Raw genomic sequence first — 18,718 nt, 5'->3', positions numbered from 1 at the left:
CTAATTCAAAGAGATAAATTATTGCGAGTCTGTAATTGTTTGTAAGCTTTCGCTGCACTGCTGACAGTTAGCAATAATTTTATTTAGCGCATCGAGTGCTTTCTCTTTAGGCATATCGTTTTCTAGCACCAGCTTTATCAGCTCCGCATTCATCGAAATTCGATTAAGTGGCGCTCTCGCATCATGTACTAACTCATTCAGAGGTTTTTTACTGTGATTGCTCATTGTTTTCCTCAAATTTTATTTATATTCGCCAATGCCACCATAAGCATTAAGGCGGTTATAAAGTGTTTTAGTACTAATACCCAGCATTTGTGCAGCCAGTGTTTTATTACCTTGTACCTTATCGAGCGTGGCATGAATAAGTTCTTTTTCTACTTCTTCAATGGTTTGTCCTGCCGATACTTGCTTGTCGTTAACTTGGCTATTCACTTTTGAAAATGGCGACTCTAAATTATCGGGTAAGGTAATATCACTGGTTTGTGGTTCGCTCATAATAAAGGCACGATGTATTGCATGGCGTAGCTCGCGCACGTTACCAGGCCAGTCATAGCTTTGTAGCTCTTTTAACTGTTCGTTATTCCAATTAAATGCGGTGCCATTTTCATCATTTAATTGCTCTAAAAAGGCATTTGCTAATAGTGGAATGTCTTCTTTACGATCGCGCAGTGCGGGTATATCTATAGGAAACACTGCCAATCTAAAATAAATATCTTCACGAATAATATTATTTTGCGCTAAATCGGTAAGTGAGCGGTTAGTGGCGGAAATAACTCGGCAATTTGTAGGTATTTCGCGGTTTCCGCCAACACGTGTTACTTTTTTTGTTTCTAGCACGCGCAGTAAGTTAGGTTGCATACCAATTGGCATTTCGGTTACTTCGTCTAAAAATAACGTGCCGTCATTTGCTTGTTCAAACACGCCTTCTTTACGTGCAATAGCACCGGTAAATGCGCCTTTTTCATGGCCAAACAGCTCACTACTAATTAACTCTTTTGAAAAACCACCACAGTTACTTGCCACCAGCGGTCCTTCACATTCGCTGGCATTATGAATGGCCTGAGCAACCACTTCTTTACCCGCACCACTTTCGCCCATAAGCATTACGTTGGCGTGGGTTTTAGCCACTCGCTCTATCATGGTGTACAGCTTATGCATTGCTGTAGACTCGCCTATTAGCGTACCAAAGTGGCGGGTTATAGCTGATGATTTCGTTTTTTTAATGGTTTTTTTCGGGCCATTTAACACCCTTTCAAGATCTTCACGCTGCAATGGCTTTAATAAATGCGCAACATTAGGTTCGCACATGTCGGCTAAAATCCCCTTTACCGAAGGGTGCCCAGATATTAGAGTTATTTTAGGTGAATGGCCTATCATTTTTAAATGATCAAGTAGGTGTAAGCCGCTACCGTCGGGGAGCATAAAGTCGAGCAGTATGTGATCAAAACTATTGTTTTCTAGCCACTGATGGGCTTCTTTTAAACTGGTTGCTGTACTTATGTTATGGCCGAGGAATTCGACTATATGACAAACCACGTCACTAAACTCAACGTCATCGTCCACTAATAGTATATTTAACATGATTAATCCCTATGCTTTTTTATTATTCTACTTGGCCTTAGCACTAAAAGAAAGGCGCGCTATTTGTAGCTTAAATTACAGAGCTTATATTATTTAGTTACATTTTCATCAGTGAACAGTGTAAGCATACTTGATGTACTTAAACTTAAAAAACACTCACTTTATATACTATTTAATAAAAACCTAAAATAAATAACTGATATAATTTAACTTTATTACAGGAGAGCCAATGCGCCCATTAAAAACCCTCATTCACCCAAGTATTAATATTGAACAAGGCAGCCAATTTACACGTATTACCGCCCGCGCTATTGCCATGCATAAACAGCATATTTTATTAATGTATACAAAGAGATACGATGACTTTAGTTTACCTGGTGGCGGTGTTGATGAGCACGAAAGTATAGAGCAAGGGTTAATACGTGAGCTACAAGAGGAAACCGGCGCACAAAATATAGTAATAAAAAAAGAGTTCGGCCTATATGAAGAGTACCGCCCTTGGTACAAAGACGACTTTGACATTATTCATATAAAGTCTTATTGCTATGTATGTAATATTGACCAAAAGTTAGGCCAAGCGCAGCTTGAACACTACGAGCAACAAAATGGTATGGTTGCCAAGTGGGTAGATATAAATGAAGCAATTGAGCATAACGAGCGAACACTTGCCACCAGCGATAAGCAGGGGCTGTCGATTATTCGCGAAACCTATTTACTCAAAGAAATAGCTAAACAGTTATAGCCTGTAATTAGCTTTACTTACACCTGAGTAAAGCTCAACAAGGTATTTTTTTTGTGCTATAAAAACGATACAAGCCAACTAAATTACTGCTTAAAAATAAGCTTTCCATAACAATAGCGACCGGTGAGCCTGCAAAAGCGTTATGGCTTATCCAAAATAAAGTACCTACAACCATACATAAACGCATATGTAAGTCGTGCTTTTGAAACGATGCAAACGTTTGAATTAACGTCGCAATAAGTGCCAGTGCGCTAAACCAATCTTGCCAAGTAAAATAAACAGCCACGCAACACAGCAGCATAAAAGCATACATTGCCCACGTTTTACGTGCATAAATGCAGTAAAAATACCTAAAGGCGGCAATTAACATTAAGCAACCTGCGCTATTGTGCCCCAACATAAAAAAGTGCACTGCAGTCAGCAATACCGACATAAATAAGCAGGTTAAAATTAACGAACGCGACTTAAACTGAAACGAAGCAAGGTCAAGTAATGTTGCTATAGCAACTAACGACTGAGCAATTAAAAACATAGTGACTCCTTAAAACAGCAAGTCTAACTAGCTTTAACGTTATTACTCTTAACTTAAGTTAAGTCGTTTACGAATTCTTGATAAAGAAATTGCCGAAATACCAATATACATAGCCACTTGAGTTAAACTTAGCTGCGCCAACCAATGGGGCTTTTCGGCTAATAAATAACGGTAGCGTTGCTCGGGTGTATTAAGCAATAAAAATGCTTCTTTGGCCTCTTTAAATATAAGCTGCTGCGCAATAAGTTGTTGCTTAATTATTTGCCATTCGGGTTGATTAAATACATTCAATGGGACGCTAATAACGCTTACCCTATTAATTACTTTTAGTTGATAAAACGCTTCGGTATTCGTTAGCCAGTTTCCATAAAGTAGCGCAAACTCATCTTTAAAGTAAAACTCCTTACACCTTTGCCCGCCCTGTGCATCATCATGTATTGCACCTAACACCCCATCAAGAATTAAATAGCCATAACGCTGCTTTTGCCCTTGTTGTAACAATACGGTATCGCGCGCTATATGCTTAATTGGGTATTGCGCTGCAAGTTGCAGTTTTAAATTTGCAGCAAGTTCTTGATAGCTATCGCCTAGCGGCAAGATTGAAATTTCATTCATTTATATTAACCATTTTTTGATGAGGGTTTACTGGCTCTAACTAGCAAGCTAATAATAAAAAGCTAAGCCTAAAAACACGTAAATTACTTTAATTTTCTTGTAAATTTTGCAGCTACTTGCATTGTTTACAAAATATAACAGATAAATAAACTATAAGAATATTAAATTCATATTATAAAAAACATTAAATTTATTAATAACATAAACTTATAAATAAACTCGAATAGAACTTTAACTGGCATTACCTTTGCACTTCTCAGTACAGACAAACATAGAGGAGATTACAATGAGCAACACAGTTAATACGATCAATCCAACAACTGAGCAAATCATTAATACCTATACGCTGCTGTCGCAACAGCAAGCTGAGCAGGTAATCGAAAAATCTCATCAAACCTATTTACAGTGGCGCTTAGTGTCAGTGACCGAACGTGCAAAACACTTAAACAAATTAGCTTCATTATTCGAAGAGCAAAAAGATGCCATCGCCAAGCTTATGACCGAAGAAATGGGTAAAGTATACGCCCAAGGTTTGCAAGAAGTTGAACTGTGCGCAGGCATTTGTCGTTACAGTGCCGAGCACGGCCCTAAAATTCTTGCTGATGAAGAACGTGACATGGACGGCGGTCGCGCAATTGTTAGCTATCAGCCTACGGGTGTACTACTTGGCATTCAGCCTTGGAACTTTCCGCTTTACCAGGTAATTCGTTACAGCGCCGCTAATATTATGGCCGGTAACACCACAGTGTTAAAGCATGCCAGTAATGTATTTGGTATGGCCGAAAAAATTGAAACCTTGTTTAAACAAGCCGGATTTCCTGAGCACTGCTTTAGTAACCTACTTATTGATGGCAAAACAGCCAGCGCACTCATAGCGCATAAAGCGATTAGCGGCGTTACCTTTACCGGTAGCGATAGCACAGGTAAAAAAGTGGCCGAGCAAGCGGGTAAATACGTTAAAAAAACCGTACTAGAGCTTGGCAGTAACGACGCCTTTTTAGTACTTGATGACGCCGATTTAGAACTTGCCGTAAAAACTTGTGTAGCAGGACGTATGGTCAACAACGGCGAAACGTGTGTTTCGGCAAAACGTTTTGTAGTGGTTGAATCTCTGTATGATGACTTTAAAGCGAGAGTAAAACAGCAGTTTGAAGCCATGAAAATGGGCGACCCAATGGCCGACGGCACTGATTTAGGCCCAATGGCACGTAAAGATTTACGCGACGGTATTCACGAGCAAGTAATGCAATCGGTTAAAGCAGGAGCAAACATAGTCACCGGTGGTGAAATACCAGAGCAAACCGGCTTTTACTACCCTCCTACGCTACTTGATAATTTAGCGCCAGGCATGCCAGCGTACGACGACGAATTATTTGGCCCTGTTGCCTCGCTTATAAAAGCGAAAGACAACAACGATGCAATGAAAATTGCTAACTCGTCTCGCTATGGTTTAGGTGGCGGCATTTTCTCAAAAGACGAGAAAAAAGCCATTGAGCTGGCTAAAAAGCACTTCGACACCGGCATGATCAACATAAACGGCTACGGTTTAGCGCAACCAAACTTACCATTTGGTGGAGTTAAAGAAAGTGGCTACGGTCGAGAGCACGGCGGCTTTGGCATGCGCGAATTTGTGAACGTTAAAAGCATCATGATCCACAGCTCATAAACTTACTATAAAGTACGAGTACTAAACACTCGTTACTAGAAAGTAAAATAAAACACCGCGCTAATTCAGCGCGGTGTTTTTGTATTCAATTTATCTAACATCAATTTTTGTTATTACGATTTTATATCGCACTTTTACTCATCATTTTTATCACGTGCTAAAACGCAGCACCTAAGCTCTTTATAAATTAATTACTGAAAGCTTAACTCTTTTCAAACACTGGCACTTTGCGTTTATCTGCTTTGCTCATAGCGAGTTGTTGAATCTCTTCTTGCTTGTGCTGCGCCGATTTAGTTTCTAGCGATTGTTGGTCGGCATTTTCAAAGGTTAGCTCGGTTAATAGCGCGAAGTGATCAGAACCGTATTTAGCTAATCGTTTAATACGCTTTACTTTAAACCCTTCGCTGTGAAATAAATGATCCAGCGGCCAGCGCATAAAAAAGTAACTTGCATGAAAAGTATTGTAAAAGCCACGGCCTTTACGGGGGTCTAGTAAGCCACTAATTTGCATAAACAAACGGGTACTGCGCGACCAAGCTACGTCGTTTAAGTCGCCGGCAACTATGGTTGGCCGTGTTGGGTTTTTAAGTGCTTTTGCTACCATAATTAGTTCTGAGTCGCGCGGCCGCGATGAGTCTTCTTCGGTGGGGCTTGGTGGCGCTGGGTGAATAAAGTGCGCTTGCATTTTAACCCCTTGTGCACTTGCAAATAAAATATGAATTGACGGTATGTCGTCTTCTATTAGCTGGCATATTTGTGCGTCAAATATTTTAAATTTACTGTATAGGTGCATGCCGTAACGGTTGTCTTTAGGGCACTCTATGTAATATGGATAGTCTTTTTTAAGTACTGATAACTTATTTTGCCACCAGCTGTCACTTTCAAGGGTAATAAGCAGGTCGGGTTGATGCTGATCAACCAAGCTAATTAATTGCTCACTGTTATGGTTCGACATAAGTACATTTGCCGACATAATTCTTACACTGTGCGCAATGTGTTTTGAGGCGCTTTGCACTTCTTTTTTTGCCAACCAAGTATATGGGTATATCCACTTTCCCTGTAAAAACAGAATTAATACAGCGCCTGCAACAATATACAAAAAGTCTGTGGCGTTATTAAATGCAAAGTACCCAGCAACACATGCTATAAAGCTTGCAATATAAAACACTTGTAAGCGAATAAAGTCGCAACCACGCACCAGGTAATGCTGGCTATACGCCATAGGTAATAGCGTTATAAATAATAAAAAACTTGTTATTATTGCCAGCGTAATAAACATTTAAATTCCTGTTGGTTGCTTATCGACTCAAAATAGACAGTATTTCGCGCGTGTCGTGTACCATATGAATAATAGTACGATCTACCTCTATGCGTACAGTACCTTTATCTCGGTATCTGTCTATTACTTTGGCACGCTTATAAATATCACGCTCTAAATATCACCTCTGTGGTAACTTTTATGCCAACCCGGTGGTGTCCACCCTTGACGAATAAGTTTTTTAGCTTCTTATTTAGATAAGTAGTTATCGTGGCGATCATATTTTTTATGGTGTTTTTTCCACTCATGCTTATTTGAATAGTGTTTTTTATTATGGTGTTTTTTATTGTACTGCTTGTTTGAGCCATGCTCGTATTTACTATGTTTATTATGGTGCTTATCATAATAATCATCTTTGTCGTGCTTTGCTTGTGCGTTAAATGAGCTCAATATTAAAATAATTAATGCGCTATAAATGGTTTTATACATAGTTAATCTCTGCTTTAGTTAATAACGCAAGATTAACAAGTTAGCCTGAACATTATATGAAACTCTGTATAAATTAATCTTAACGCTGCTTATATTGCGTTTTACAATGGCTGCGCATAATGGCGGGATCACGCAGCTTTAAATGTTTGGTTTTGCGCCCAGCGTGGCGTTTTCGCCATACTTTAAAGCTACCGCTGGCAATATTTTGGCGCATAAAAACCACCAACTGCGAATAGTTTAAGCCATAAAGTTGCTCTATTGCTTCAAACGGGGTTCTATCCTCCCATGCCATTTCTATAATGCGCGATTGCTGCTGGGCGTTAAACATAGTTATTTTCTCTTTAAAAAATAACTAATACGAAGCACTAAAATTGCACGATCAATTTAACTTAAGCCATATAAAATAGAGATATATTTAATTACGGTTATTTTTTATCATTATTTTAGAAGAAGAAAGTTTAAGTGTATGATATTAAATATATCTATAACCAAGTATAGAGAAGTTAACTATGTTTACAAAGCTGCCACGCTGGGTTGAATATGGCGCATTTACACTGGCATTTATTGCCGGCATTGTGAACGCCGTGGGTTTATTAGGATTTGAACATCAGGCTATTTCTCATTTGTCGGGCTCTGTTACTTTATTTGGCATTAAATTAATGAGTGATGGCAGTGCGGCATTATTACTGTTCAGTATCATAATTAGCTTTATGCTTGGCTCTGCGTTGTCGGGGTTTTTACTCAACGGTGGTTCGTTAAAGTTAGGCCGACATTACGATACTTTATTGTTTATTGAAGGGTTATTACTACTAGCCAGTGCCTACTTACTTTATAGCTCCTTTGTTTATGGCATAGTGCTGGCATCTGCCGCTTGTGGTTTACAAAATGCGCTGGCAACCAATTACAGTGGCGCAGTAGTACGTACTACACATTTAACCGGTATTTTTACCGACCTTGGTTTAATGATGGGCCGCGCATTAAAAGGCGATGCTGTAGATGGCCGAAAATTCATGGTGTTTTTACTGATCACCCTAGGTTTTTTATGCGGTGGTGCAATTGGGTTTATGCTATTTGAATTGTTTTCTGTAGCAACTTTAGTAGTACCGGCTGTTATGTGCTTTATTTTATCAATTACTTATCGGCTTTATCGTTTACGCAATACCGTTTAACGCAAGTTATTTCAATACGTTTGCCTAACGCTTACCATAGCACTATTGCCATATAATCAATGTGTAGGAATATATGAAACGCCATTACTTCCCCCCTTTGCTGTTACTCTCTCAGCTACCACTTATAGCCATTGCCAAGCAAAATGATGCTCAGCCAATTGAGCGCATAACAACCACTGCGTCGCGTGTTGAGGCGCTTAGTACACAGTTACCCGTAATTATTAGCGTGCTCAATGAAGCACAATTAAATGCCATTGCTCCTACGCATATTGAAGAAGCCATGCAAAGAGTCGCTGGCGCAAATATACAACGTGGTAATGGCCAAGAATATTTACCCGCGCTGCGCTCACCTGTTTTATCCGGCGCAGGTGCCTGTGGTGGTTTACTCACACTTGAGGATGGTATTGCACTAAGAGCAGCTGGGTTTTGTAATATAAACGAGTTGTTTGAAGCACATAGCGAAATGGCGCAGCGTATAGAGGTACTTAAAGGCCCTGGTTCTGCCCTGTATGGCTCAAATGCGGTGCATGGGGTTATTAACGTGATCACCCCAGATACAACGCAAGATGGCGGCTTAATCGGACTAGATTATGGCTCGTTTGGCTATAACCGCTATAAATTACGTGCTGGCCACGATATGGGCAGCAGTGGGTTAGGTATTAACGCCAGCATTACTGACGACAGCGGCTATCGCGATGATGAAAGCGTAAAACAACAAAAGGTAAACTTACGTCACCGGTATAATAATAGCGATTTAGCGCTTACTTCTGGGCTTACTTATACCCATTTAGATCAACAAACCGCAGGCTTTATTACTGGCCTTAAAAGCTATAAAGACGAGAGCATAGCACAACAAAACTTTGATCCGGATGCGTTTAGAAAAGCACGTTCGTTACGAGTATGGAGTAACGCCACTTGGCAAATAAATGACGATACACTCTCAACAACGGTGTATTTTCGTAACCAAAGTATGGACTTTTTTAAGCATTTTTTACCTGGTACGCCACTAGAGCACAACAGTCAAACCGGTGTGGGGCTGCAGTCGCTTTATCAACATCAGCTAGAGGATAATATTAAGCTTAACTTTGGCCTAGATGGCGAATACACCCGCGCCGACTTTTTACAAAGTCAAAACAAGTCAACTCAAGGCTCGGCATTTTTAGTTGCTACAGTCCCCCAAGGTAAGCATTACGATTACGACGTAAATGCCACTTTATATGCACCTTTTGCCAGTGTTGATCTGCAACTAAACGATTGGTTAGTTACTCTTGGCGCTCGTTATGAGCACATGCAATACGACTACACTAACAACATGTTAGCGGGGCGCACGAAAGAAGACGGTACAGAGTGCGGATTTGGTGGTTGCCGATATAGCCGCCCTGCAAGTACAAAAAATAATTTTAGTAACTTATCGCCAAAACTTGGGGTTAGCTATCAGTACACTGTTAATAACCTGCTTTATGCTAACTTTTCGCGTGGCTACCGAGCGCCACAAGCCGCCGAGTTATATCAGTTACAACGCCAGCAAAACACCACTAATTTAAGTGCCGAAATAGCTAATAATGCTGAGTTTGGCTTAAAAGGCGTTTATCAAAATAGTCGTTATAATTTATCGGTTTATGCTATGAGTAAGCACCATACTATTTACCGCGACAGCGACTTTTTTACCGTGAATAATGGCAGCTCGCGCCACCGCGGGATTGAGTTTAAACTTGAGCATGCTCTCACCTCAACTTGGTCAGTTAACTTTGCCGCCAGTTATGCCAAGCATAGTTATACTAATGAGCAAATACTCAATAATATCAATATTAAAGATAATGATGTTGATACCGCCCCGCGTAAAATTGCCAATTTAGATTTAACCTGGCAGGCGTTTAATAACGCCAATGTGGCACTGCAATGGCATCATGTTGGTCGTTACTATACCGATCCTGAAAACTTACACAGTTATGACGGGCATGACATTTTAAGTTTACGAGCGCAGTGGCAAATAACAAATAACTTAGCGCTTGCAGCGCGTATTATTAACTTAACCGATACCGCTTATGCCGAGCGCGCCGATTACACTAGCTTTACCGGCGACCGCTACTTTCCAGGGCGGCCACGTAACGCCATGATCTCAGCAACTTATAGCTGGTAAACATCCAGATCGCTCATGTAACGCATGGGCGATTTTTTCATTACTTTTTTAAACATAGTAATAAACGCACTCACCGACTCATAACCTAATAGCTCCGATACCTGCTGCACACTTTGCTGATTAGATAACGCCTGCAGTGCAATTATAATATGCAATTGAGTGCGCCATTTACCAAAGGTCATACCGGTTTCTTTTTTTATTAACCGCGCTAAAGTACGTTCAGTAAAAGCAAATTGCTGTGCCCATTGTGGCAATGTTTTACGGCTATAAGGCTGGCTAATAAGTTGATTGCTCATGTTTTTAATAACACTGTTTTTTGATAGTACAAAGTCTAAAGGTTGAATTGGCATATCCACCAGCTGATCAAATAATACCTGTGCAAGCCGTGCGGTTTTACCCGTTAAGCTATAGTTTTGCTGATTACTTGCCAAACTAAGCATTAACTCTTTTATTAATGGGCTAATGGTTAATGTACAGGCTGTACTTGGCATACCTTGTAAGTTTGCATCAATAAATAAATGGCATAAATGCGCATTATCAGATGCTCTATTACTGTGCTCTACATTTGCCGGGATCCAAATGGCGCTATGAGTAGGCACCATCCACATTTTTGTTGCCACTTCACAGGTAACATAACCGTGCAGGGCTAAAATTAACTGCCCTTTTGGATGAGTATGCAGCGGAATTTCACGGCTAAGCTGGGCATATTCTATTTTAGCAATAACCGGCTGCGGCATGATTTCAAAGTTTTTTATTTCATTCCAATCTTGGGGAAGCTGCATTTTGTCTGTTTTTAGTTATTTAATGTCTCTTTTACTAAATTATAGTGATGACTTAGCCTTTATACTAGTCTCTATTGCTTCTTGCTAAATAACCAACCTGCTAGGACGTTTACCTTGTTAACTCAACAATCTCAATCTCGCTTATCTTACGCATTATTAGTACTGGGAATTTTACTTATTGCCAGTAACTTACGTGCGCCAGTGACTGGTTTAGCCCCCGTGCTGGACCAAATAATTCTTAGTTTTAATTTAAGCGCATCACAAGCCGGTATGCTTACCACCTTACCGTTAATTGCATTTGCTTTAGCAAGCCCATTAGCCACTAGTTTAGCTAAAAGGCAAGGCTTAGAAGTGTCGCTTTTTATTGCCCTTATTTTAATTGGCTTAGGCTTAGCATCGCGCATGATAGATTCTGTGCCGGTACTTTATTTAGGCACCGCTGTCATTGGGGTCGGCATTGCGATAGGTAATGTGCTGTTACCGAGTTTAATTAAGCGCGACTTTGCACACAAAGTGGCTGTAATGACCTCGGCGTATGTGCTTGCTATGGGTATTTTTGGCGGTAGTTACTCAGCGTTAATTATTCCCCTTGCCGAATATAAACAAATGGGCTGGCAAATTGCTTTAGCCAGTTACGCGTTAATTACTTTAATAAGTTTATTTATTTGGCTACCGCAATTAAAGCTACGCACCAAACCGACTAAAGATCTGGTTGAAAACACCGGTGACGTTAAAGTGTGGCGCCAAGCCCTTGCGTGGCAAATTACTTTGCTACTTGGCTGTAACTCGTTATTTACTTATATAATTATTGGCTGGTTACCAAGCATTTTAATAGACAGTGGCCACAGCGCACAACAAGCGGGTGCGCTGCAAGGCTCATTTCAGGTAGCTTCGGCTTTACCCGGTATTATCTTAATTCCCTTATTAGCAAAACTAAAAGATCAGCGCGTACTCACCTTTGTTTTAGGAGTGTTGGCAAGCCTGTCGTCGATTGGACTGTTGTATATGCCAGACTATGCGTCTGTGTGGTCAATCACTATGGGGTTTTGCTCGGGTGCATGCTTTATATTGGGCTTGTCGTTTATTAGTTTACGTACTCACGACTCACATCAAGCTGCGGCACTTTCTGGTATGGCGCAGTGTATTGGTTATTTACTTGCCGCTACTGGGCCTATTATTGCAGGTGCGCTGCATAGTTATTTTGGTAACTGGGCATCTACTTTATGGTTTTGCGCAGGTGCGAGCGCGCTATGTGCGGTGTTTGGTTATTTAGGCGGGCGTAATATTACTATGCGCAACAAAGCGTAAGCGTTAATTAAAAGTGGGCGGTGTAATCATTTGCCCACTTTTATAACTAATTATAGTTTAGTACTTTTTATATATTTAGCTTAAACAGCGCCAATACATTCAACCTCTACAACTGAATTTAGTGCTAACGCTTTTACTGCAAACGCACTGCGCGCAGGATATGGCGGGGTAAAGTATTCAGCATATATTTTATTAAACATTTTAAAGTCATTTATGTCGGTTAGCATAACCGTACACTTTACTATGTTTTTCATACTGTAATTATGCTGCTCTAGAGTACTTTTTATATTTTCGAGCGTTTGCTTAGTCTCTGCTGCAAAACCACCTTGTGCTAGTTTACCACTGCTTGTAAGCCCAATTTGACCCGACATATACAAGGTATTATCGACCCTTACAATTTGCGAAAAAGGTAAACTTGCTGAGGCCGCATTTAAGTGCTCAATATCACTGTTTTTTGCATTAGCAAAACCACTGCTCAATACACTGGTGAATAAGGTAATTAATGTTATTTTTTTCATCATAAACCTAATTTTTTGGGGTGGTGGCAAATGCAGGCACTTGCACTAAATCGTTCAGCTAACTAACGCTAGACTGACACCAAATTTGCGCTACTGGCGTAAACTCATCGCGTTGATCAACCGCCCCTATTCTAAGGCCATATACACGGTTTTCTGTCGCTTCGTTGGTAGCATAAAGTGAGGTGCCACAATTACCACAAAACCCTTGCGCACGTTTATTACCACTTTGCGCCGTTTTTATATATTCTTTAGGCTTACCTTGCGTAAAAGTAACACCGTTAGGCTCACTCATTATTACCGCTCTAAATGGCCCACTCGACATGCATTGGCAATCACTACAGTGGCACACTAATAGCGTGTTACTTTGTGTTTTCGCTTGGTATTTTATGTCGCCGCAGTAACAGCTTCCAGTTATGTTCATTTTATATATCCATTATTTTTAACGAGCTCCACCCTTAAGGGTGCTTCGGTATTACACGAGTTTTATACTAAAAGTGTACCTGCATAGCAATAAAACACCACAGCCTAAAGCAACTATTTAGTGCCTCTAAATTTATGGTAAATACTGTTTAAACCAACGAAATAAATTAAAAAAGCGTGATTTAGCAATATGCTTATCAGCACTGTTTTTATTAAGCGCATCACGGCGCGCTTGCGCTATATTTGCTTTAGCAGCAAAGCGCAAGCGTTGCTCATTACTAAGATCGTCTTCAAAGTTAAGCTGTAACTTTTTTACCTCACGGCTACGTTTCATTGACCTACACATAGTACTACCTCAAAAAGGTTATTAACCTAATTAGTAGACAGGCTATGTGCGTTTTTTATTTCATAGGATGTTCAATTCAACACGCCTGTAACACTTTAAGCTAACTTAATAAGCCTAAATTGCTTTTTACCACGCTGCATTACCCAAAAACGATCAAACAGCGGAAAATCTAACTGTGCGTGCTCATCTGTAATGGCCTCGCCATTAATTTTAATCGCATTCGCGTTTATTAACTCACGTGCAGTACGCTTTGAGCTGGCCAGTTCACTTTTAACCAGTAACTCAGCAATATTAATTTTCGCGTCGCTAATAGCGTGTACGGCGAGCCCATCTTGCTCTAATTGCTCAAGCTCTGCCAAGGTGAGTGTTTGTACTTGGCCGTTAAACAATAATTGCGTAATGCGCTGCGCGCTTGCTAAGCCTTGTTCGCCATGTACAAAGCGGGTTAATTGCTCGGCTAAAATACCTTGCGCTTGAGGCTTTTGTTGGCTGGTAATGTCATTCGCTTCAATGGCTTCAATTTCTTTTACCGATAAAAAGGTGTAAAAACGCAAAAAGTTGTATACATCGGCATCGTCACAATTTAACCAAAATTGGTAAAAGCGATACGGTGAGGTTTTTTTCGGATCAAGCCAAATTGCGCCGCCTTCCGTTTTACCAAACTTAGTACCGTCTGATTTAGTAATAAGTGGCAAAGTTAATCCATACACAGTTTGCTTATTTAAGCGGCGGGTTAAATCAATCCCACTTACTATATTCCCCCACTGATCGTTGCCGCCAATTTGCACACTACAACCCAGTTCGCTATTTAATTTAGCAAAGTCGTACGACTGCAATAAAGTGTAACTAAATTCAGTAAACGATAAACCTTGATCAGGGCGTTGCAAACGTTGCTTTACCGACTCGCGGTTGATCATATTATTAATTGAAAAGTGCTTACCTACATCGCGAAAAAAATCCAACACTTCAATACCGCTAAACCAGTCGGCATTATTTTTTAATTGAATTGGCTCGCTTAAATGCGGGTTCATTACGCTCTCTACTTGTGAGCTTAAATCTGCTACCCAACCTTGTACGGTTTCTTTACTGTTTAAGCTGCGCTCGGTGGCTTTAAAGCTTGGATCGCCAATTAACCCGGTTGCGCCACCAATTAATGTCACCGCTTTATGGCCGGCATCACTAAAACGCTTTAACATTAGCAAAGGTACTAAGTGGCCAATATGTAAACTGCCCGCGGTAGGATCAAAACCACAATACACAACTTGCGAGGTTGCTAATAACTGCTCAAGCTGCGCTAAATCACTAACCTGAGAAACCAGGCCGCGATGTGTAATATCTTCCAGTAATTGTGTTGTCATTGTATTTATCCCACACACATGTGTTAATTAGTTAGGGTAAAAATACTAATTAAAGCTGCTACACAACCATATATCCCTAAAGGGATAGAAAGTACTTTATATTAATCAATTTAAGTAGAAGCGCTGTTTAACGGTGCGAAAGTAGTATTAAGGCAAGGCAAATATTTATGCTAACTAATCTTACTCGCTAGTGATTAAGTGGTTTAAAAACAGCTGAAAAAACTCACTCAACGAAGACACTTTTAATTGTGCGTAAATACGTTTACGGTGGTTTTTAACTGTACCTAAGGTGATATTTAATTGCTTAGCAATATCGTTAGAGTCGCAGCCTTGCACTAATAGCATAGCTATTTGTCGCTCGCGGGTGGTAAGTTGCTCGTTGGCAAAGGTAGCTAAGCCACGCTCAATTAATCGCCCTGTAGCTGTGGTAGTTAAAGGCCCAAGCAATAATAAGTTATTGCCCCAATGTTGGCGGCATAATGCTTTTATAAGGCTAAAATGAGCTATTAAGGTGCTTTTTTGTGCGGCGCTAAAGCGCTGTTTGCTTTCTAAAAAGCCTAAATAAATAACAATCCAGCGGCTCTCATCTGTGCGCACACTTATACTTAGTTCATCTACCCAACCGGTTTCGTTATAAAACTGTTGCTGGTATTGGGTATAAGCTGCTAAATCTTTATTTGCACTGATATCGACTAACCGATACACACCTTCATGGCCACTTTTTGACAGTTCAATATAAAAGGGATCGTTAATAAACGAATTGGTTAAATAGCGCTGAAACAATAACTCGCGTCGAGTATCTATCGAGTCGTATAAATAAATGGGGTGTTTATGGGCTCTACAGCCTAAAATCACCGCGCAGTCAAATTGCACTAAATGAGCAATGTAATTAACTATTTTTTGTGCAAAACCAGTTGAATTGATTGCTTCAACACATTGCGCAATTAGCTCATTTTCAGTGGGTTTTGCAATCATTACTGCCACGGTGTTTTAGTTAAATTAAAAGTTTAATTGGCGTTAGCATTATAAAAATTTGCCTGTTTAATACTGGCAAAATCATTAAAACGCACGCCATGTTCGCGCATTACATTTAGCACTTTTTTACTTAGCATTTGGCGTAAATAAAATGGCTGATTTGGCACAAAGTGATGAATACTATGGGTTTTACCAAAGTTAAAACAAAACAAGTGAAACGGCATAAATACCCGACTGGTTAACACATGGGTTTGCTCCAGCATATTGGTTACACCGCCATAGTAATGCATGCACGAGGTAACAAAATTTAGCGAGCTCGAGCGCACAATATTAGGTACAATTAACACCACCATTAAAAACTCAAATAGCGACATAGTGCTTAATAACCAAGCCGGCGAGCTTTGTGCAAGCCCAGTAAATAAATTAACGCCATGAAATATAATTACGCTGTATAAAACAATAAAGTAAGCGGTGGTAATAGGAAAACCGGCATTAAATATCTTAAAAAAGTGAAAGCCTTTAATTTCTTTAGAAAAACGTTTGGCGTTAATTAATAAGCCTAATAAGCCATCCACAATAACCAACGCGCGTAACAAAGGATTTTTAATACCGTTACCCACTAAGCGCTCTTCTAGGTCTTGTTGTGTGCCTGAAGTTTTATGATGGTGTAAATGTAACTTACGACGATACCAAGGGCTGATAGTATTAGGGCGCATTAACCACACGGTTAGCATCATAAAATTATGCATAAATGGCTGATTACTAAAATACTGTTTATGAATTAAATCATGCTCTAACTCATGCGAAATAGATGCAGCCATAGCAGCTAAAATAATACATAACCACGCAGGAATAATGGCTAAATAATATAAAAAGCCAACCCCAACTAATGCCCCAAGAGATAACAGTAAAATAACCAATCCCAAGGTATTTTGATGCGTTAATAATGGATGCTTAGCGCGTAGCTTCGCCTCTTCAGCCTTAATAGCTTTAACAATGGCTTGAATATTTTCTTTTGCACTTAAATGAGTCATAAATTACAACCGATCAATTATGTTGGGGCGGATAATACCCGAACTGGTAAAAAAAACACCTTTGAGAGTACTTTCTTATGCTCTTTGATACTAGTTGCTAATGCTTTTACACGCTAATTACTGCAAAAAACAACACGGACGCCTCTTCTAATAGCGCCCGTAATTTATTTAATCCTAGCGTGAGCTAAGTTTATGTTAGTTTTTTTTGCTGTGCAGCTAAATAGTCAATCGCCAGCTGGCTCATTGCTTTAGTGCCCACTTTAAGCGTTGACTCGTCAACATAAAAATACGGCGAATGGTTGGTTGGTGCTGTTTTTACATCTTGCCCTGTTGGCGTGCCGCCTAAAAACAAAAATAAACCCGGTACTTGCTGCGCATAAAAAGCAAAGTCTTCTGCGCCGGTTACTTTTGGCACATCAAACAGGTTATCTTTACCTACTATATTTTTAAGTGTTGGCAACATTTGCGCGGTAAGCTCTGGGTTATTCACCGTTACTGGGTAACCTTTAAAAATATTTACCTGTGCTTCGGCTCCCGACGCTTTAGCAATATGCGTAGCTGTAGTGGTTAATTTTTCAAAAATTTGTTGGCGGTTATCCATATCAAAATTACGAATAGTGCCTACCATTTCTACACTATCGGGAATAATATTATTACGTACGCCGCCGGCTATTTTACCAAACGAGATAATGGCAGGCTCTTTAGTTATATCTATTTGACGACTAACAATATGATTAACCCCTGAGACAATTTGTGCAGCAACTGAAATAGGATCGACCCCACCCCAAGGCGATGAACCATGCGTTTGCTTACCTTTTACCGTTATCTCGAAGCGATCGGCACTGGCCATAATTGGGCCACTACGATAGCCAATTTGGCCGCTGTTTAATCCTGCCATAACATGAATGCCAAACGCCACATCGGGTTGATACTTTTTAAATATCCCCTCTTTTAACATTAACTCAGCTCCGCCCTCTTCGCCTTGTGGCGCGCCTTCTTCTGCTGGCTGAAACACAAACATAATATCGCCGTGTAATTCATTTTTTACAGCGGCTAATACTTCAGCTGCACCCATTAGCATAGCCACATGCGTGTCGTGCCCACAGGCATGCATAACCCCAACATCAACCCCATTATACTTGGTAGTTACCAGTGATTTAAAAGGCACATCGGCTTTTTCGGTTACTGGCAGTGCATCCATATCGGCACGCAGCATTACTGTTGGCCCCGGCTTACCGCCTTTTAAAATCCCCACTACACCTGTGTAAGCAATGTCAGTTTCAACCTGCATCCCTAAGGCTTTTAAATGGCGTGCTACAATCGCAGCGGTACGTGTTTCGCGGTTACTTAACTCAGGGTGCTGATGAAAATCGCGACGCCATTCAATCACCTTATCTTCAACCTGATTTATCTGTTTATCGATATTAATATTGGCACTGGCATTAAATGCCCCTAGGCTTGCTAAGCCAATAGCTAATGAGATTAATGAGCGTTTCATCTGTGTTCCTTTTTATTATCTGCCTTTAGCAACACTGTGCAGTGCTGTTATAGAAAATTTTGACGTGAGTAAGTAGATAATGCGCAATGCACTGAGCAATGAAAATAATTACCCAGCTATTTTGAGTTATTATGCAAAACATTTAATAAACTACATAGTAACTAAAACTCACTAGAGTAAAAACACCAATAAAAATGACGCTGTTTAGCGTAATGCCGATCAGTTAAGGTTAATTGATCGGTTGACCGATCTAAATGATCGTGAATAATCCGTAATTAGTTTCGCTA

The 18,718-nt window shown here is 40.1% G+C and carries 19 protein-coding genes and 1 pseudogene; 5 read left to right on the top strand and 15 right to left on the bottom strand.

Annotated features, from left to right (window positions below; all coding sequences use genetic code 11):
• Nucleotides 1–18: 18 nt before the first annotated feature.
• Both HC000_RS09265 and HC000_RS09260 read right to left on the bottom strand, forming a co-directional pair.
• Entirely contained in the window at nucleotides 19–225 is a 207-nt protein-coding gene (locus tag HC000_RS09265; protein WP_011329047.1) for a hypothetical protein, read from the bottom strand.
• Between the two features lie 15 nt (nucleotides 226–240).
• On the bottom strand, nucleotides 241–1,581 hold the full coding sequence (locus HC000_RS09260) for a sigma-54 dependent transcriptional regulator (RefSeq protein ID WP_179807508.1): 1,341 nt from the start codon (nucleotides 1,579–1,581) through the stop codon (nucleotides 241–243).
• A gap of 229 nt (nucleotides 1,582–1,810) precedes the next feature.
• On the opposite strand from HC000_RS09260, the gene HC000_RS09255 reads away from it, so the two are divergent.
• Nucleotides 1,811–2,323 (top strand): NUDIX domain-containing protein, encoded by a 513-nt coding sequence (locus HC000_RS09255; protein WP_086993217.1) that lies wholly within the window; start codon nucleotides 1,811–1,813, stop codon nucleotides 2,321–2,323.
• Nucleotides 2,324–2,357: 34 nt separating this feature from the next.
• On the opposite strand, the gene HC000_RS09250 is transcribed toward HC000_RS09255, so the two are convergent.
• Nucleotides 2,358–2,855, bottom strand: a complete 498-nt coding sequence (locus HC000_RS09250) for a YgjV family protein (RefSeq protein ID WP_179807507.1) — start codon at nucleotides 2,853–2,855, stop codon at nucleotides 2,358–2,360.
• Nucleotides 2,856–2,903: 48 nt separating this feature from the next.
• On the bottom strand, nucleotides 2,904–3,470 hold the full coding sequence (locus tag HC000_RS09245; RefSeq protein WP_089368690.1) for a Crp/Fnr family transcriptional regulator: 567 nt from the start codon (nucleotides 3,468–3,470) through the stop codon (nucleotides 2,904–2,906).
• A gap of 286 nt (nucleotides 3,471–3,756) precedes the next feature.
• On the opposite strand from HC000_RS09245, the gene HC000_RS09240 reads away from it, so the two are divergent.
• Entirely contained in the window at nucleotides 3,757–5,136 is a 1,380-nt protein-coding gene (locus HC000_RS09240; RefSeq protein ID WP_179807506.1) for an NAD-dependent succinate-semialdehyde dehydrogenase, read from the top strand.
• Nucleotides 5,137–5,338: 202 nt separating this feature from the next.
• On the opposite strand, the gene HC000_RS09235 is transcribed toward HC000_RS09240, so the two are convergent.
• The 3 genes and pseudogenes from HC000_RS09235 to HC000_RS09225 form a co-directional block, all read right to left on the bottom strand.
• On the bottom strand, nucleotides 5,339–6,415 hold the full coding sequence (locus tag HC000_RS09235; protein WP_011329053.1) for an endonuclease/exonuclease/phosphatase family protein: 1,077 nt from the start codon (nucleotides 6,413–6,415) through the stop codon (nucleotides 5,339–5,341).
• Between the two features lie 19 nt (nucleotides 6,416–6,434).
• A pseudogene (locus HC000_RS09230) lies at nucleotides 6,435–6,883 on the bottom strand (hypothetical protein).
• Nucleotides 6,884–6,962: 79 nt separating this feature from the next.
• Nucleotides 6,963–7,211: a TIGR03643 family protein gene (locus HC000_RS09225; RefSeq protein WP_011329055.1), complete on the bottom strand. Its 249-nt coding sequence runs from the start codon at nucleotides 7,209–7,211 to the stop codon at nucleotides 6,963–6,965.
• A 181-nt stretch (nucleotides 7,212–7,392) separates the two neighbouring features.
• On the opposite strand from HC000_RS09225, the gene HC000_RS09220 reads away from it, so the two are divergent.
• Together HC000_RS09220 and HC000_RS09215 are read left to right on the top strand one after the other, a co-directional pair.
• Nucleotides 7,393–8,052 (top strand): YoaK family protein, encoded by a 660-nt coding sequence (locus HC000_RS09220; protein ID WP_179807505.1) that lies wholly within the window; start codon nucleotides 7,393–7,395, stop codon nucleotides 8,050–8,052.
• A gap of 73 nt (nucleotides 8,053–8,125) precedes the next feature.
• Nucleotides 8,126–10,192 carry a TonB-dependent receptor gene (locus HC000_RS09215; RefSeq protein ID WP_179807504.1) on the top strand — a complete coding sequence of 689 codons (2,067 nt, stop codon included), beginning with the start codon at nucleotides 8,126–8,128 and terminating at the stop codon, nucleotides 10,190–10,192.
• Here HC000_RS09215 and HC000_RS09210 read toward each other — a convergent pair.
• Nucleotides 10,180–10,974: a helix-turn-helix transcriptional regulator gene (locus HC000_RS09210; protein WP_179807503.1), complete on the bottom strand. Its 795-nt coding sequence runs from the start codon at nucleotides 10,972–10,974 to the stop codon at nucleotides 10,180–10,182. The two genes, HC000_RS09215 and HC000_RS09210, sit on opposite strands and share 13 nt — an antisense overlap.
• A 114-nt stretch (nucleotides 10,975–11,088) precedes the next feature.
• Here HC000_RS09210 and HC000_RS09205 point away from each other — a divergent pair, with 114 nt between their 5' ends.
• Nucleotides 11,089–12,282 (top strand): MFS transporter, encoded by a 1,194-nt coding sequence (locus HC000_RS09205; protein WP_011329059.1) that lies wholly within the window; start codon nucleotides 11,089–11,091, stop codon nucleotides 12,280–12,282.
• 80 nt (nucleotides 12,283–12,362) lie between these two features.
• Here the strand turns inward: HC000_RS09205 and HC000_RS09200 are convergent, their stop codons facing one another.
• From HC000_RS09200 to HC000_RS09170, 7 genes are all read right to left on the bottom strand, one after another.
• Entirely contained in the window at nucleotides 12,363–12,800 is a 438-nt protein-coding gene (locus HC000_RS09200; protein WP_086993227.1) for a Rid family detoxifying hydrolase, read from the bottom strand.
• Between the two features lie 58 nt (nucleotides 12,801–12,858).
• Entirely contained in the window at nucleotides 12,859–13,221 is a 363-nt protein-coding gene (locus HC000_RS09195; RefSeq protein WP_179807502.1) for a GFA family protein, read from the bottom strand.
• Nucleotides 13,222–13,353: 132 nt separating this feature from the next.
• On the bottom strand, nucleotides 13,354–13,554 hold the full coding sequence (locus tag HC000_RS09190; RefSeq protein WP_232503352.1) for a hypothetical protein: 201 nt from the start codon (nucleotides 13,552–13,554) through the stop codon (nucleotides 13,354–13,356).
• Nucleotides 13,555–13,661: 107 nt separating this feature from the next.
• Nucleotides 13,662–14,924, bottom strand: a complete 1,263-nt coding sequence (gene tyrS, locus HC000_RS09185; RefSeq protein WP_179807500.1) for a tyrosine--tRNA ligase — start codon at nucleotides 14,922–14,924, stop codon at nucleotides 13,662–13,664.
• 180 nt (nucleotides 14,925–15,104) lie between these two features.
• Nucleotides 15,105–15,899 carry a LuxR C-terminal-related transcriptional regulator gene (locus HC000_RS09180; RefSeq protein WP_179807499.1) on the bottom strand — a complete coding sequence of 265 codons (795 nt, stop codon included), beginning with the start codon at nucleotides 15,897–15,899 and terminating at the stop codon, nucleotides 15,105–15,107.
• 32 nt (nucleotides 15,900–15,931) lie between these two features.
• The gene (locus tag HC000_RS09175) at nucleotides 15,932–16,933 is read right to left on the bottom strand and encodes a fatty acid desaturase (RefSeq protein WP_011329065.1); all 1,002 of its coding nucleotides are present in this window, start codon (nucleotides 16,931–16,933) and stop codon (nucleotides 15,932–15,934) included.
• A 190-nt stretch (nucleotides 16,934–17,123) separates the two neighbouring features.
• Nucleotides 17,124–18,431, bottom strand: a complete 1,308-nt coding sequence (locus HC000_RS09170) for a M20 family metallopeptidase (RefSeq protein ID WP_179807498.1) — start codon at nucleotides 18,429–18,431, stop codon at nucleotides 17,124–17,126.
• Nucleotides 18,432–18,718: the final 287 nt, after the last annotated feature.

It is taken from the genome of Pseudoalteromonas sp. MIP2626 (genome assembly GCF_013414205.1).
GTDB classification, from domain to species: Bacteria; Pseudomonadota; Gammaproteobacteria; order Enterobacterales; family Alteromonadaceae; genus Pseudoalteromonas; species Pseudoalteromonas nigrifaciens.
Note: the sequence above shows the minus strand (reverse complement) of the source record. Positions and strands in the feature narration are given on the sequence as shown.

Excerpts from the sequence above, each read along its gene's own strand:
- HC000_RS09195 (WP_179807502.1), bottom strand. The coding sequence starts at position 13,221 with ATGAACATAACTGGAAGCTGTTACTGCGGCGACATAAAATACCAAGCG.
- HC000_RS09180 (WP_179807499.1), bottom strand. The coding sequence starts at position 15,899 with ATGATTGCAAAACCCACTGAAAATGAGCTAATTGCGCAATGTGTTGAA.
- HC000_RS09260 (WP_179807508.1), bottom strand. The coding sequence starts at position 1,581 with ATGTTAAATATACTATTAGTGGACGATGACGTTGAGTTTAGTGACGTG.
- HC000_RS09210 (WP_179807503.1), bottom strand. The coding sequence starts at position 10,974 with ATGCAGCTTCCCCAAGATTGGAATGAAATAAAAAACTTTGAAATCATG.
- tyrS (WP_179807500.1), bottom strand. The coding sequence starts at position 14,924 with ATGACAACACAATTACTGGAAGATATTACACATCGCGGCCTGGTTTCT.
- HC000_RS09200 (WP_086993227.1), bottom strand. The coding sequence starts at position 12,800 with ATGAAAAAAATAACATTAATTACCTTATTCACCAGTGTATTGAGCAGT.
- HC000_RS09190 (WP_232503352.1), bottom strand. The coding sequence starts at position 13,554 with ATGAAACGTAGCCGTGAGGTAAAAAAGTTACAGCTTAACTTTGAAGAC.
- HC000_RS09265 (WP_011329047.1), bottom strand. The coding sequence starts at position 225 with ATGAGCAATCACAGTAAAAAACCTCTGAATGAGTTAGTACATGATGCG.
- HC000_RS09240 (WP_179807506.1), top strand. The coding sequence starts at position 3,757 with ATGAGCAACACAGTTAATACGATCAATCCAACAACTGAGCAAATCATT.
- HC000_RS09245 (WP_089368690.1), bottom strand. The coding sequence starts at position 3,470 with ATGAATGAAATTTCAATCTTGCCGCTAGGCGATAGCTATCAAGAACTT.
- HC000_RS09215 (WP_179807504.1), top strand. The coding sequence starts at position 8,126 with ATGAAACGCCATTACTTCCCCCCTTTGCTGTTACTCTCTCAGCTACCA.
- HC000_RS09235 (WP_011329053.1), bottom strand. The coding sequence starts at position 6,415 with ATGTTTATTACGCTGGCAATAATAACAAGTTTTTTATTATTTATAACG.
- HC000_RS09225 (WP_011329055.1), bottom strand. The coding sequence starts at position 7,211 with ATGTTTAACGCCCAGCAGCAATCGCGCATTATAGAAATGGCATGGGAG.
- HC000_RS09255 (WP_086993217.1), top strand. The coding sequence starts at position 1,811 with ATGCGCCCATTAAAAACCCTCATTCACCCAAGTATTAATATTGAACAA.
- HC000_RS09220 (WP_179807505.1), top strand. The coding sequence starts at position 7,393 with ATGTTTACAAAGCTGCCACGCTGGGTTGAATATGGCGCATTTACACTG.
- HC000_RS09250 (WP_179807507.1), bottom strand. The coding sequence starts at position 2,855 with ATGTTTTTAATTGCTCAGTCGTTAGTTGCTATAGCAACATTACTTGAC.
- HC000_RS09175 (WP_011329065.1), bottom strand. The coding sequence starts at position 16,933 with ATGACTCATTTAAGTGCAAAAGAAAATATTCAAGCCATTGTTAAAGCT.
- HC000_RS09170 (WP_179807498.1), bottom strand. The coding sequence starts at position 18,431 with ATGAAACGCTCATTAATCTCATTAGCTATTGGCTTAGCAAGCCTAGGG.